The 13,289-nt window shown below is 37.7% G+C and carries 24 protein-coding genes; all 24 read right to left on the bottom strand.

The annotated features are described in order from the left end of the window. Window positions 1-41 precede the first annotated feature (41 nt). Window positions 42-359, bottom strand: a complete 318-nt coding sequence (locus Q0791_RS22420; protein WP_299011372.1) for an outer membrane beta-barrel protein — start codon at window positions 357-359, stop codon at window positions 42-44. A 198-nt stretch (window positions 360-557) separates the two neighbouring features. Then, complete coding sequence (locus Q0791_RS22415) at window positions 558-1,250, bottom strand: hypothetical protein (protein WP_299011370.1); 693 nt, start codon at window positions 1,248-1,250, stop codon at window positions 558-560. A gap of 80 nt (window positions 1,251-1,330) precedes the next feature. After that, window positions 1,331-1,762, bottom strand: coding sequence for a DUF4157 domain-containing protein (locus Q0791_RS22410; protein WP_299011369.1), 432 nt, complete (start codon window positions 1,760-1,762; stop codon window positions 1,331-1,333). Window positions 1,763-1,848: 86 nt separating this feature from the next. After that, window positions 1,849-2,307: a hypothetical protein gene (locus Q0791_RS22405; protein ID WP_299011368.1), complete on the bottom strand. Its 459-nt coding sequence runs from the start codon at window positions 2,305-2,307 to the stop codon at window positions 1,849-1,851. A gap of 143 nt (window positions 2,308-2,450) precedes the next feature. Then, window positions 2,451-2,690 carry a RebB family R body protein gene (locus Q0791_RS22400; RefSeq protein WP_298769900.1) on the bottom strand — a complete coding sequence of 80 codons (240 nt, stop codon included), beginning with the start codon at window positions 2,688-2,690 and terminating at the stop codon, window positions 2,451-2,453. A gap of 102 nt (window positions 2,691-2,792) precedes the next feature. Continuing rightward, complete coding sequence (locus Q0791_RS22395; RefSeq protein WP_298769898.1) at window positions 2,793-3,032, bottom strand: RebB family R body protein; 240 nt, start codon at window positions 3,030-3,032, stop codon at window positions 2,793-2,795. A 69-nt stretch (window positions 3,033-3,101) separates the two neighbouring features. Next, window positions 3,102-3,341, bottom strand: coding sequence for a RebB family R body protein (locus Q0791_RS22390; RefSeq protein ID WP_299011366.1), 240 nt, complete (start codon window positions 3,339-3,341; stop codon window positions 3,102-3,104). Between the two features lie 462 nt (window positions 3,342-3,803). Beyond that, window positions 3,804-4,091 (bottom strand): hypothetical protein, encoded by a 288-nt coding sequence (locus Q0791_RS22385; protein WP_299011365.1) that lies wholly within the window; start codon window positions 4,089-4,091, stop codon window positions 3,804-3,806. Next, window positions 4,084-4,452, bottom strand: coding sequence for a hypothetical protein (locus Q0791_RS22380; RefSeq protein WP_299011364.1), 369 nt, complete (start codon window positions 4,450-4,452; stop codon window positions 4,084-4,086). Before Q0791_RS22380 ends, Q0791_RS22385 begins: the two co-directional genes overlap by 8 nt. A 4-nt stretch (window positions 4,453-4,456) precedes the next feature. Then, window positions 4,457-4,783, bottom strand: a complete 327-nt coding sequence (locus tag Q0791_RS22375) for a hypothetical protein (RefSeq protein ID WP_299011363.1) — start codon at window positions 4,781-4,783, stop codon at window positions 4,457-4,459. Further along, complete coding sequence (locus tag Q0791_RS22370) at window positions 4,780-5,295, bottom strand: hypothetical protein (RefSeq protein ID WP_299011362.1); 516 nt, start codon at window positions 5,293-5,295, stop codon at window positions 4,780-4,782. Before Q0791_RS22370 ends, Q0791_RS22375 begins: the two co-directional genes overlap by 4 nt. Continuing rightward, complete coding sequence (locus Q0791_RS22365) at window positions 5,279-6,265, bottom strand: sigma-54 dependent transcriptional regulator (RefSeq protein ID WP_299011361.1); 987 nt, start codon at window positions 6,263-6,265, stop codon at window positions 5,279-5,281. Before Q0791_RS22365 ends, Q0791_RS22370 begins: the two co-directional genes overlap by 17 nt. A gap of 139 nt (window positions 6,266-6,404) precedes the next feature. Continuing rightward, a complete protein-coding gene (locus Q0791_RS22360) occupies window positions 6,405-6,722 on the bottom strand; it encodes a hypothetical protein (protein WP_299011360.1) in 318 nt (105 codons plus the stop codon). Between the two features lie 79 nt (window positions 6,723-6,801). Then, window positions 6,802-7,137, bottom strand: coding sequence for a hypothetical protein (locus Q0791_RS22355; protein WP_299011359.1), 336 nt, complete (start codon window positions 7,135-7,137; stop codon window positions 6,802-6,804). A 30-nt stretch (window positions 7,138-7,167) separates the two neighbouring features. After that, complete coding sequence (locus Q0791_RS22350; RefSeq protein ID WP_298769880.1) at window positions 7,168-7,383, bottom strand: hypothetical protein; 216 nt, start codon at window positions 7,381-7,383, stop codon at window positions 7,168-7,170. A 95-nt stretch (window positions 7,384-7,478) separates the two neighbouring features. After that, window positions 7,479-7,709 (bottom strand): RebB family R body protein, encoded by a 231-nt coding sequence (locus Q0791_RS22345; RefSeq protein WP_298769878.1) that lies wholly within the window; start codon window positions 7,707-7,709, stop codon window positions 7,479-7,481. Between the two features lie 43 nt (window positions 7,710-7,752). Beyond that, on the bottom strand, window positions 7,753-7,992 hold the full coding sequence (locus Q0791_RS22340) for a RebB family R body protein (RefSeq protein WP_299011358.1): 240 nt from the start codon (window positions 7,990-7,992) through the stop codon (window positions 7,753-7,755). Between the two features lie 124 nt (window positions 7,993-8,116). After that, window positions 8,117-8,671 carry a hypothetical protein gene (locus tag Q0791_RS22335; RefSeq protein WP_299011357.1) on the bottom strand — a complete coding sequence of 185 codons (555 nt, stop codon included), beginning with the start codon at window positions 8,669-8,671 and terminating at the stop codon, window positions 8,117-8,119. A 55-nt stretch (window positions 8,672-8,726) separates the two neighbouring features. Further along, window positions 8,727-9,086 (bottom strand): hypothetical protein, encoded by a 360-nt coding sequence (locus Q0791_RS22330; RefSeq protein ID WP_299011356.1) that lies wholly within the window; start codon window positions 9,084-9,086, stop codon window positions 8,727-8,729. Between the two features lie 30 nt (window positions 9,087-9,116). Next, window positions 9,117-9,335, bottom strand: a complete 219-nt coding sequence (locus Q0791_RS22325; protein ID WP_299011354.1) for a RebB family R body protein — start codon at window positions 9,333-9,335, stop codon at window positions 9,117-9,119. Between the two features lie 13 nt (window positions 9,336-9,348). Continuing rightward, the gene (locus Q0791_RS22320; RefSeq protein ID WP_299011352.1) at window positions 9,349-9,936 is read right to left on the bottom strand and encodes a glycoside hydrolase family protein; all 588 of its coding nucleotides are present in this window, start codon (window positions 9,934-9,936) and stop codon (window positions 9,349-9,351) included. A gap of 16 nt (window positions 9,937-9,952) precedes the next feature. Next, a complete protein-coding gene (locus Q0791_RS22315) occupies window positions 9,953-10,441 on the bottom strand; it encodes a UpxY family transcription antiterminator (RefSeq protein ID WP_299011351.1) in 489 nt (162 codons plus the stop codon). A 160-nt stretch (window positions 10,442-10,601) separates the two neighbouring features. Further along, window positions 10,602-11,363, bottom strand: coding sequence for an AraC family transcriptional regulator (locus tag Q0791_RS22310; protein WP_299011350.1), 762 nt, complete (start codon window positions 11,361-11,363; stop codon window positions 10,602-10,604). 389 nt (window positions 11,364-11,752) lie between these two features. Beyond that, the gene (locus tag Q0791_RS22305; RefSeq protein ID WP_299011349.1) at window positions 11,753-13,036 is read right to left on the bottom strand and encodes an MFS transporter; all 1,284 of its coding nucleotides are present in this window, start codon (window positions 13,034-13,036) and stop codon (window positions 11,753-11,755) included. Between the last annotated feature and the right edge of the window lie 253 nt (window positions 13,037-13,289).

Raw genomic sequence — 13,289 nt, 5'->3', positions numbered from 1 at the left:
TTATATGAAGAACCATCTTATTTATCGCAATGTCTTCGGGATTATTTAGAATAAAAATATGAGGGGATCTTTAAGGTCCCATACACATCCAGACTTGCCACATCACTGTGATCCCCACTCGCATATAAATGTCCTTCAAGCCCTAACCATTCACTAAAGCGATAGCCGCCATAAAAACCTAGACTCAATGCCGAGCCAATATCATCAACATAATCGATATTTAAATGCGTTGTTCCTATATCGCCACCAATATAAAAACCGGTAACAGGAGACTTATTCGCTGCAGCCGTGTCTGACACATCTGCCGCTATTACCTTTGAAGAGAAGGCAAGTAAAATTAATAAAAAAACTATTTTCATGATATTTCCTTATATAATATAAATGAGTGAATATTTAACAAAAAATGCATGTCGATAGGTAGATTAATATGATCCAATAATATATGAGTGCTGAATGTTAAAATGAGGCTAATATTCAAAGACCTTAAATAAATTATTTTTCACCTTATAAAAAAGCAAGCCAACTTATTTATTATTTCGGAATCTTGATTCATTCAACTAAAGATAAATATTGTATTTAATGCGGAAGTAATCCGATAGCTCGTCTTTTAACTCCCCCTGAATGGGCCCCGCCCAATCTTTTATTTGCTGCTCTGGTCGTTGGTTTTTGTCAAAGTTACTTCCATGGGCCGGATGGCTTTTATTCGCTAAGGTAATGGCTAAGCTCAAATCTTGTCGCATCTTTCTCCATACAGATGATCTTACTTCCACGCCCAATTCAACACCATCCATAACCCGCGTCAATGCAGGAAAATCTATCACAGTTCCATTGGTCAATACCTTAGCTGAATCATAAGGATCCGTTTCCGGCTCCGATAAAGCTTCACTCTCAACAGGTGGCTCATATTGTTTCAAATAAGCAAGAAAATCGTCACTGCTACGATTAAATTCCTCTAAAGCAATGTGTATATCAGGATCCCCAAGCACGGCCTCAACATCACTGCGCTTTGGAATTGCACCAGCGATAAAATCTGTGTCATCTGTAAACCATTCCATGACACGATCAGCTGTGATGGGCGTGGCATTTTCATATATTATTCTTTGTATAAGCGGAGTGCCTTTTTGTCGCAAAAAGTGATCAGACCCCCTTCCTGTTTCACGCAAAGCCATACGACCATTAGCCCTATAGCGAACACCTTTAGCAAAACCAATACCTTTGCTACTTTTACCCTTGCTCTTTTGTATGTACATATTTTGCTTCCTTTTTCATTAACTCTTTGCTCTTTACGTAAACATTTAAAATAATATTGCTCTTAAGCCAGTATATCTGCTCAACTCAACCCCGCTCTTTTAAGTGCCAGCTCCCCCAAAAGAGTGGCATGCTGCTCAAGACGTTCATCATCATTAATGTCAAGACCGTTTACTTGGCGTGTGGGTTTGACCATGCCTTTGAGTTGCTGTACCACATGGCCCAGTTCATGAGGTAAATGATGTTCTTGTCCTGGAGCTAGGTATATATCAAGCCCTTGAGCATAAGCATGGGCTTGCACTTTTTCTGGCTTAGATGAATTGTAATGAACGCGAACACACTGCAAATTTTCACCTGTAATGGCCTCCATGGCCGTCTTTAATTCAAGGGGTAAGTTACCCAAATGCCGATCCTGCACTAACACATTCTTCGGCCAAGTGCCTTGCCGCGCGCTAGAATTTGATTGATGAGGCCAATGCCAGGCCGAAAAAAGGGCCTGTTGATGATAAAGCATGATCCTTTCCTATTGTCAGTTATTCACAAGTCCATAATAAAAGTCGCATTCAACCGCATTTAACTGTGCACATTTCATGGATAAACTCATCGCTTGATGGGCGCGCTAAGCTTAGGCGTTCCTGCTGGAGCGCCTCCCTTTACACTTGTATTGGAAACACTTTGCTTGATTGGTGTTGATATTTCCATGGCTTTTTTAGCGGTATTTTTCACTTGAAACAACCAAATAATGAGCTGATTAATATCATCAAGGGTCAATGTTGTATTCAAATATTGATGTTCCATATTCAGTAGCATTTCAGGGCTATTTAAGCTAATCGTGAGATCCACTTCATTTTGCGCTTTATTAAAATTAAATGACCATTCATGTCCACGAGTATCATCACCTGAAACCGGTTGAAATTCCCCACTTATTCCACTTGAAGCGCCACTGGATGTGGTAACAATCTTACTACTTTCAGTACTCTCATTATGCTGACTGCCTGCTTGACTCACATTCTCACTGCCTGTTTCGCTCATACCTTTCCCTCCACCGATACTTTCCATTGCTCATGACTCACGCTTAACATTCAAACATTCTGGTTTAGTGAACAAAAAACGCCGACATTTTGATACCTTGACTCAATGCTGACTGAGCCAATTGAGAATATCCTCACCAAATACAGTGAGGATAAACATGACCTTAGTGATTACTTATTTTGCGAGAACAACTTAGTGATCCCTAAGGTATTTGCCGCCTGACAAGTCACATTGGCTTGTTGCTGAGCATAAACCGCATTGGCTGCTGCCATGGCAACTGAGTTACCAATAGTTTGATATAAGCTGCCCATCGCCATTGCGGGGGCTTCAGCTAACACTTTCGTGTTTGTTGCTGATACTGCATCGATAACGGCGCCATTGACAACAGTGGGTTGAGTTGCTTCTGCCATGATTTATCTCCATGAATAAAATGATTAAATTAAAATGTAAAATGAGGGTGATACGCTTCAAAACAAACATTCACTCCTGCTGCTTTTCATCACCCATTAGCATTACTTATTGTCTGAGAACAATTTAGTTATCCCAAGTGTGTTTGCCGCTTGACAAGTCACATTCGCTTGCTGCTGTGCATATACGGCATTGGCTGCAGCCATCGCCACCGAATTTCCGATGGTTTGATATAAACTGCCCATGGCCATTGCAGGTGCTTCGGCGAGTACTTTGGTATTGGTTGCTGATACTGAATCAATGACGGCACCATTGACAACAGTCGGTTGCTTTGCTTCAGCCATAATTGGCCTCCTTTGTTATAACGAGATAAAATATCAACTGATGACATTTAATTTTTCATCATCAATTCACTATCCGTTTTGTGAGAACATTTTTGTGACGCCTAATGTACAAGCCGCTTGGCAAGTGACATTCGCTTGTTGCTGTGCATAAACGGCATTTGCCGCAGCCATTGCAACTGAATTACCAATGGTTTGATACAAGCTGCCCATGGCCATAGCTGGCGCTTCAGCCAATACCTTAGTATTCGTCGCGGACACCGCATCAATAACAGCACCATTGACTGTGGTAGGTTGCTTTGCTTCTGCCATATATTTCTCCTTTTAGAGTTAACATTTTACTTAAAATGTGTTTTCTCATTGGAAATGCCAATACAAGATCCCATTTTGAGAAAACGTAAAACTGAATAAATACCTCATTCAGTTTATTGCTGGATCAAACGTCTCCATTATTCACTGCATAAAGACGGGTTATCACAACAAAGGGGAAAGATGAGTATTAATCACAACATAAAACGCATCTTTATTTTTTATGATAAAAATAGAGCACTAACATTGACTTTAATTATTAATATCTTTTTTAATAAATCCTGTATTAATAAAAACGCAATCTTATTTAAGATATAAAAAGATACACATTTATTAATTTAAATACGCTTAGTGATAATCAACTTTAAAAATACAACTTAACTTTAATGGATATTATTTTTATTTATTCTGTATCAATAAACATAATATTTCATTCAGACATTAATGCTTAAACATGTTCCCTAATTACTTTGGTTTTAAATCCGACAATACACTTGCACCTGCTGCTCCCACATTAGCTAAGTTCTCCACTGCAAAAGCAATATTTTGAGTGGCATTTTCAATAATTTCTTTATAAGCCACATTTGCAGGCTCTGCTAGCCATTTTGCTGATGCGACACCAATCACAGTTGTTTCTATTGTGCTGATATTACGCAGTAAGTCAGTGGCACTTTCCACCGCCGATGCAATGGACTGATTAATATTTGCCTGAATTAACTCCGTTGCATTTTCTTTTTCTTCTCCATCACTCATGGCTCACTTTGCCTTTTTTCATGGCATCGGTTATTTGTCTTGACCGCGCATCGATATAGTCACAGAACAAACGAGGATCTTGGTATTCATTGGCTACCAATACGACTTGGTTCATTAGCGCCTTATATTCTTCATCGTACTTTAACGCCAAGCAAGGTACATTCTCTTTTCCTTTTTTGGCTTGCTCAAAAGTTGTAATGGCTTCCTGCATTTGGCTATGATCTTGCTCAGCTTTTGCCTCAACACTCTCCAAACTGGCAATAATGCCTTTACTCGTCTCCATAAAGTCAGTAAATGTTTTCAGCTGATCTGTTTGAAAATCCTCCGTTGTGGTCAACATTTTATTCAAATCAACTGTCATAAAATTATTTACTTATATTTTTAACAAAAGTAAAAGACTCCATTTGTTCAAGCATGGCTTGCCTCATCGCATCAAACTGTTTGCGCATGTTATCAATGTAATCCTGATGACCCGCAACAAAATTTCGCTGGTAGCTTTGTTTAAACACACGATCAGCTTGCGCGGCATCAAAGGCTTGATAATGGCTTCCTGGCTGAAAACGAAAAGAGTGCTCCTCATGTAAATCTTCATCAAAATAAGGATTCGAGGGAATTTCAGACACAAGATCGCAAATAAATTCCCCATGACTGTTCTTAGTGGCTTCAAATTCGTAATTCACTCGCCGTGTCATACTTCCTCCCCTGTATCATCGACAAAAGGTAAAGTGTCGCTCATATTCTCCAATAAGTGCGCTAACCCCATTTGATGCACTGCTTTAATTTTCTGCATTCCCTCCTCTGGGGATAATAAGGCTCCTTTTAAACGTAACCCCTCAAGCAATTGAGGTTCGCTATTGTCCACTTGCCCACTAGAAGTCAATATTGAAGTCGACATCAATGCCGCCTGCTCTTTAAGCGCTATGAGTAATCCAGTCAATTTTTCTTTTTCTTGCCGTTTAAGATCTGCAATGCGCTTACTGACATCCACTCCCATAGCCTGTGCATCACGGTTAAGCCTCTGCTGAAACTGTTCACTTGCTTCCTCATTGACATGAGAAAGCGCTTCATCAATATCGGATCGATTCATGACATTAGCTTTATCATTGGCCTCTTCCATCATGACTTTCTCTTGCAATGGCTCCTGCTTGGGATCTTTTAAGGAAGAGATCACTTCAGCATGCTTGTCATCACATGGCTTTGTCATATAGCCTCCTTGCTTTAATATCGTCATTAATGCGGTGTAAACGACGTTCAACCACTTTACGATGTACGCCTAATAATTCAGCGGCTTTCGTTTTATTCCCTTGACTTTGCTCCATAGATTCTTCAACTAAAGCATCATAAATGGCTTTTATTTTATTTTCTTTTGGTAAGGCAATAATTTCTTTTGCCAGTTGCTTTAATATATTGGGATCTGTTTCACATGCTAATAGCTTTTGAATACATTGAGCCGATAAGTAATCATCATCTGCTAAAATCATAAGCTTATCTATAGTATTTTTAAGCTGTCTGATATTACCAGGCCAAGATGCGTATTTAAGGAGTTCCAATGCACATTGACTAAAAATCATATTGTTATGCTGTTTAGCAAAATGATGCACGAGTAAGGGAATATCTTCACGGCGCTGAGCCAGAGACGGAATGGACAGTTCAAATAAATTTAAGCGATAATATAAATCTTCACGAAAAGCTTTCTCTTTAACTCTTAATGCCATATTTTCATGGGATGCGGAAATGATCCGTCCCGTAAATCGACGCTTTTCCGCACTGCCAATTCGACTAAAAGATTTGGTTTCTAACACTCGTAATAATTTAGGTTGATGTATGAGCGGTAATTCAGCGATTTCATCAAAAAATAAAGTGCCCTGTTCCGCCTGAGCAAAAAAGCCATCATGACTTTTATCTGCGCCAGTAAACGCGCCTTTTTCATGGCCAAATAACAATGACTCAAATAAGTGCTCAGGGATAGCACTGCAATTAACGGCTATGATTTCACCTGTTCGGCCACTTAATTGATGAATAGCATTCGCAAATAACTCTTTCCCTGTTCCTGTTTCGCCTTTTAATAATACAGGATGCTCTGTCACAGCAATCTTCTCAATCTGTGACGCTAATACATGAATAGAAGTTGCATTACCAATAATGCCGGGTAAAACCCTTGTCGAGTAAGCCATATTTTATCTTCCTAATATGGGTCAGTTATCAACACCAAATAACCAATCAATTGCCAATAATGTTTAATTGTTATCTCTCTTTTACTTGAAGTAGAAGGAACATAGCGTTTCTATTATCACAATGCTCCAATCATTCATCCTAATCTTTGCGCTGGCTCGTATAAGCATGTTGGTAAACGCTCATGACCTTTGTTGCCGTATCAAACGGCGTTTTAGGATCGCTGACCTTCGCCTCCTTAATAATGGCACTGTACTCATCTTGCATCATTGGATTTGCCAACCATTTAGCATAAGCGCTGGCCATTACCGTCGTTTTAATAATATTTTGATTACGAATAAGATCCGTTTGATCTTGCGCGGTGTTCGCCACCGTTTGCGCCAATGCCGCCCCCGCCGCTTCATGAGGATTAATTGCAATATCAAAATTGTTTTTTTCTGCTGGTTTCTTCATGTTCATTTGCTCTCCTTGTTACTCACATTCAGCCAATTGTCAGCAATAATAAACTGCATACCCGTGACTTGAGATATCATGAGTATCACTCAGACGTCGATTGTCCAGTGGCGCCGGTGGTTTTATCGCCTTTTTCAACATTGGCCTTTTTTGCGGCATGTTGCATACTGGTTTTCACTTGAAATAGCCATACCAGTAATTGATTCAGATCCTCTAACGTCAACGGCGCTTCAAGATGCTGATTGCTCATATCAACTAACATGGTCGGCGTATTAATGGTGACATTCAAACTGATCTGGTTTTGATTCTTATTAAAACAAAATGCCCAAGTATTATGATGACTTGACGTCTCTTCCTTTAATGGCGTGAACTCACCACTCACACAACTTGATACGCCTTTGGTATTGTTTAAATCACTCATTGATTTCACTCCTTACCCGCACATCTTGATTTAACTGCCTAGAATTTTCTCACACGCTGCCACCATGGCAGAATTCCCTAAATTTTGAGATGCATATTGATTTGATGTGTTATTTAACATACTCAGTGATAACGCATTCACTAAGCCACCTAGAGAAAGTGTTCGTAACGTTGCTGCACTTTGCTCTTGAACTTCATCATTAATCGCTTTTGATGAGGCGATATATTGGTTTTCATCTTGACTCATGTTTATCAACCTTATTGTTATCTAGTATGAAGGTGCAGAACTCTTGCTACGACAAGATGCCTGTCTGCACCTGGAATGAATGAAATGGTTATTGCTTATTTATTTGCTGAATACAGTTTAGTAATCCCCAGTGTTGTCGCTGCTTGATAAGTGACGTTAGCTTGTTGCTGCGCATAAACCGCATTTGCCGCCGCCATTGCCACTGAATTACCTATTGTTTGGTACAAACTCCCCATTGCCATTGCCGGTGCTTCAGCAAGTACTTTGGTATTTGCAATACTGACCGAGTCAATCACTGCACCATTCACCGTTTCAGGTTGTGCCATAATACCTCTCCGCTTGTCTTAACCGTTTAAAATTAAATGATGACTACTTGTTCTGTTCAAACATTTTTGTGATCCCTAATGTGGTTGCGGCTTGGCAAGTCACATGGGCTTGCTGCTGGGCATACACCGCATTAGCAGCGGCCATGGCAACTGAATTACCAATAGTTTGATATAAACTCCCCATCGCCATAGCCGGTGCTTCAGCCAGTACTTTGGTATTGGTGGCTGAAACGGCATCAATAATGGCGCCATTAACGACCTCAGGTTGTGTTGCATCTGACATATTGTTTCTCCTTTTTGATACATTTTATGGTGATTGAAATACGAAAACATTGAGTGCGACTCACTCCCCCTCAAATATTCTTAATTAAATAAAGGCCTATTTCTTTTTTATTCATATTTAATACTTAATGTTTAATATTAAATAGCATTCTTGTTGCAGGTAATGCATAATTAAATACTGTTTTACTCTCTATTTTAAATCCATAGTCTATTAATATTTTCTTCACATTAGGGTTGTAAACTTCACACACTATCGTATTGATATTAAGACCTTTCGCATTCACTTTAATGTTTTCAATAACAGATTTTAATAATAAAGAATATGTCATACAGCCAAGCTGAATACCGTGAGCCATTGCCTTATCAAAATATAAATATAATATGTAAAATTTACTATCAAAGATGAAAAATATACACTCTGATTTTAATAATGACTGATAATTTAACTCTTCAGTCATGACTTTTTCCCATCGAATGTCATATTCCTTTAAATTGGGAACGTCCAATATCGTTAACATATTTTTTGCTGATGATAAAAAGCCTCTCTTTTTATCTCTGGCAACTTGAGTATCAATTAATATATTGACCATAGTATAAAACGCAATGGGGTAAGATTGCTTTAATAATGTCGCCTCCTTCGATTTAACACCTAAAATTTGATCGCCATAAAAACGCTTCATGACGTCCATGGGCAACAGAAGATCATTCAATGAACCAATAGCTTATTCATTCCACTTATATTGCATTGAACATATCATTAATTGAGTTCAAGCTAGGATCTTCCTCAGAAGCTGCTTTATCAGCATTCCCCATCTTTGTCGCAGACATGTCAGGCTGCGTAACATCTTGCTCGCTAAATAAGTTTTCTTGTGTACCAAATAAATTTTCAGCTTGTTTAAAAAAAGTCTGATCGGATAACTGTGGAAGTGGATTGGTATTCACTTCGTTTGCTTGAATAACTTGAGGGATCATTAATGCTGTTCCTTCAAAACCTTCGATACCACAGGATTTTATCGCTTCATCAATCAAAGACATAGACTGTTGATATAATGCTTCAGCTGAAGGCGCTCCCTTACCGCCGTCTTCATTATTCATAAAATACTCCTTTATAAAGTCGATTTTCGTTTATTGGCCAAAATCATACATTTTCTTAATACCAACCACTAATGCCGCTTGTTGGTGCATCGTTGACTGTTGCTGTGCAAACACATGGTTCATCGCCGCCATTCCCATGGAATTTGATATATTCATGTACAAATTCCCCATTGACATTGCTGGTGCCATTCCCACATTCATTGCGTTAATCAATGCAATGGCATCCATCATCTTACTGATTGCAGACATTGTTTTCTCCTCATTAATGAATGACACCCTGCCTCATCATATCCGCTAGGTTCGTCGCTCTTTGCCCGACTTGCTTAGCCCATTTTGATTGCAACATTTCATCAGCGGCCATTGAGTAATTCCCCAGCTCCATCGCTTTTAACATACGTTTAAATTTGAGTAAGCCAGTGATCCCTAAATTAAAAGCCATATCGCACAGTACCAGTTTACGCACATCATCCAACCGCCCAATAAAGTTCAAATTTCTTATTAATTGCGACTGAACCAAATCAATGTCATTGTCTAATAAATACAAGGCTTCATCTGTGGTGATCCCTCCTTGACATAACGCCTTCACACGTTCACTGTCATTGGCTATTTCAGCCAACGTCCACATTTCTGACATGTTATTATTATCTTTATGTAAAATATCGACTCTATGATTATTATTGGCAATTAACGCTTCTACTTCTTTTATTGATAAGCCTTGTGCATCGAGATTTCGGCCAACACCTATGGTATTTTTTCCCACTGAACACTGATATATTTCACAGACCAATCCTTCATGCTTAATGAGTAATTCTTTCAGTATCTTTTTATACTTTGAGTTTAATAAGCTCATCCATTCCTCCTTAGCATTATAACTTGACGATATCATTCATCGATATATTTAATATAAAGCTATGTTTTAAGTTCTTAATATGCAGTGCGACTTTTCTTTCACCTTGATCCCTTATTAATACACCAACATGGCCTTCTAATGGCCCTGATAAAATTTTAACTTTATCTCCTTTAACGAGCCCAGCTGTCACTTTTTTTTTGTTGAAATTATCTACGATCAATTTCATTAATATCATTTCAGAATCTGGAATAATAGAAACGCTATTTCCAAAACTGACATATCGTAAAAAACCAGGGAAACATTTAACTTTATAATATTCATCAATATTCTGATAAACAAATAAATAAGACCTAAATATCGGCTTAATTATTTCCTTTTTTCTATCACTCCATTGACGCGTCATGCGCTCTAAGGGTAAATAAGCGTCAATGCCTGATGCTATCACTCTATTGTATAGTTTTTTTTCTGCATTTACGGCTGTATAAATGGCATACCATTGTTTCACTATTCACGCTCCATTGTTTCAAAAGTATGCAAGCTCCGCCATAACAGTCCCATAATGTGCTGTATCATTCTTGCAAGAAAAAAGTGTCGATATAATAGTGGTACTCAATATTAATTAATATACTACATGAGATATAAAAAACATTTTAATAAGGATTGATTTATTGATTTATCCTCAGTATATTTCGTTGTTCTCTGGGTGATAAATTAAATGATTTTTTATATAACGTCGAAAAATTTGCTGCATTCGTATAGCCTACTTCTAATGAGACTTGTTGAATAGACATTCTCGTGCTCACTAAGTAATATTTAGCTAATAACATCCTCTCTTTTCTTAACCACTCAAAAACACTTTTGTTTAAAACAAGCCTAAATGTAGCTGATAGCTTGCTTCTATTCGTTCCCATTTCTCTTGCAAGACCATCCAAACAAAATTTCTTATCTATATTATCAATAAGGTATTGGCATGTTTTCTTAACTAATTTCTTTTCAGCACTTTCACAGTTGACATCATGAATATAACCAGCCATTTTATTCATTTCAATAGTAAGATTACTGTCTTCTTTGTTGTTATAATAATAATTAATGCCACTCTCTACTCGGTAGGTCAGTTCTTTATCATCAATAGGGTAAAAAATATAGTCTTGAATACCTTTTTGATATAACTCAGAACGTATAAACTCATCATTGATAATAGCTAATATGGGTACAGAAATATTATTATTGAAATATGCAAGTAAAGTATCAAAATCAATCATAGGATGAGTAAAATCAAATAAAATAATTTGTCGAGAATGCTCTCTAGCATCTATTTCTAATTGATACTTAACCTTATATCCTGAACAATGAAGATAATATGAACATCTTTCCTTAGTCACAGTGTTATTCCCAAGAAAAATCACTACGTCCTTCTCTATACTCATAAACATCCCTTACGTCAATATTAACATTTATTCAAGTCAACATTACTCTTATGTATTCAGTGAAGAAAAATACCTATTTCAATCATGCTAAATGCTTCAAAAATCCATTCAATTTGAAATAGTATCAGTATATCGATTGAATATTCGTGATCTGCTCACAAACTAACTTGCTATTACAATCAATTCCTCTATTAGCGTAAATGATACCTTTGTAGGCGTAAATGATAATATATATAGCTAAGAAATGTGTTAGTTATTCTGAAAATCTAAGCACAGATTTTAAAAAGTGAGGAATAGGAAAAAATCTAAGTTGCACTCTCCATACTATACCCGTGATACTTCATTCACATTCTAAAGGGTGAGCTTGAGCATAAATTACACTGAACAAATTACAACCGCCGACAATAAGTTTCTTTTACAGCCCATGCAATAATTAAGGCTAAAATAAACGCAATCGGCATGACCCACATACTCCAGAAAAAATCAGCATACTGATTAACTTGTCCTCCTTGCGTACTTGAAAGACTTTGAGAGTCATTTGTCTCTATCAGCCAAGCAAAAACAGGCTGCAAAAAACCACCTGCCATAATAATCACAGATGATAACCCCTGTGCCCTAGCGGTTAACATTGATGGGTTACTCTCTATTAATAATGGATAACCAATAACTTGCACACTGGTCACTAATCCTAATAATAAAAACAAGATCAAAAACGATGTATAACTCAAATTAGGTGAATAAATAACCCCTAATATCACCACGCAACAAATCAAAGCCCCTATCATCATAGGTTGTCGTCTGACACTTAATCGATCAGATAACCATCCCACTATCGGGCAACCGATAAGACTGCCAATAAATAACATTGATGAGACATTGGCTGCTTCTATTTGCGTCAACTTTCCCACTTGCATTAAATAAAGGCTTCCCCAAACAGCCCCTAATAACATTAGAGGAAGATTAATTAAGCAAATATACAAACCTGCGAACCAGTTTTGTTTATTCTGAATGACCTTAAAAATCGCACTCCAAAACCCCAGTTCAGATCCCATCACCCTTTTTTCAAGTTCAACGGGGTAATCGTGAGGATAGTCTTTAACAGAGATAAACAACCAAATAAAGATCACACCACCTATTACCAAATTAACAAGCAATGTATCATGCCAACCTAACCTGCTCATAAGCCATACAAACGGCGCTTGAGCCATCACTCCACCTAACATAGCAATTGTGACACATATGCCCATCACAAGGGCCATGTGTTGTGTACAGAACCAACGAGAGGCTAACTTCACACACGCTAAAAGTGCAAACGAAGCGGTCATACCCACAATAAAACGTGCTATTGCCGCTATCCAGTAATAAGGCGTAAAGCTAAATATCGCCGTACTAAGCACACAAAAAAATGTCGCTAATAGCAATAAACTTCGAACTGAAAAACGATCAAGCAGTATGCCTGCCGGAAAAAGAAAAATCACTGTGCCATAAAAATACATGGCAGATAAATTACCCAGCTGTTGAACACTCAAATTAAAATGAACAATTAATTCTGATGCCATTTCATTAAACAGGTTCATTTGAATAAAAATATAGAAAAAGAATAAAGCGCTGCTTAATACCACCAGCCAAGCACGTAAACCATTAGGAGGGGTATAAGCTGATAATGTTGACATTCACTTACCTTTCTCAAATTTAACTCTTATATAGATTAGTTGATTTCATCATAAGTCGCATTTTGATCCATAAAATAGAATCCAGTTGAAGAGGTGAAGAGACGAAGAGGTGAAGAGGTATAGTTAATTTGGCCACCAACTTAGAGACTGTATAATCGTTTTCATTCAGAATAATGATACCAATTCCATTATATAAGTGATCTTTCAGCGGGAATTCAACATGCTGTAGGCAAGGCAGATGATTGAAGCTAAT

Source organism: uncultured Shewanella sp. (assembly GCF_947495455.1).
Lineage (GTDB): Bacteria > Pseudomonadota > Gammaproteobacteria > Enterobacterales > Shewanellaceae > Shewanella.
This window is presented reverse-complemented; position numbering and strand designations above follow the sequence as displayed.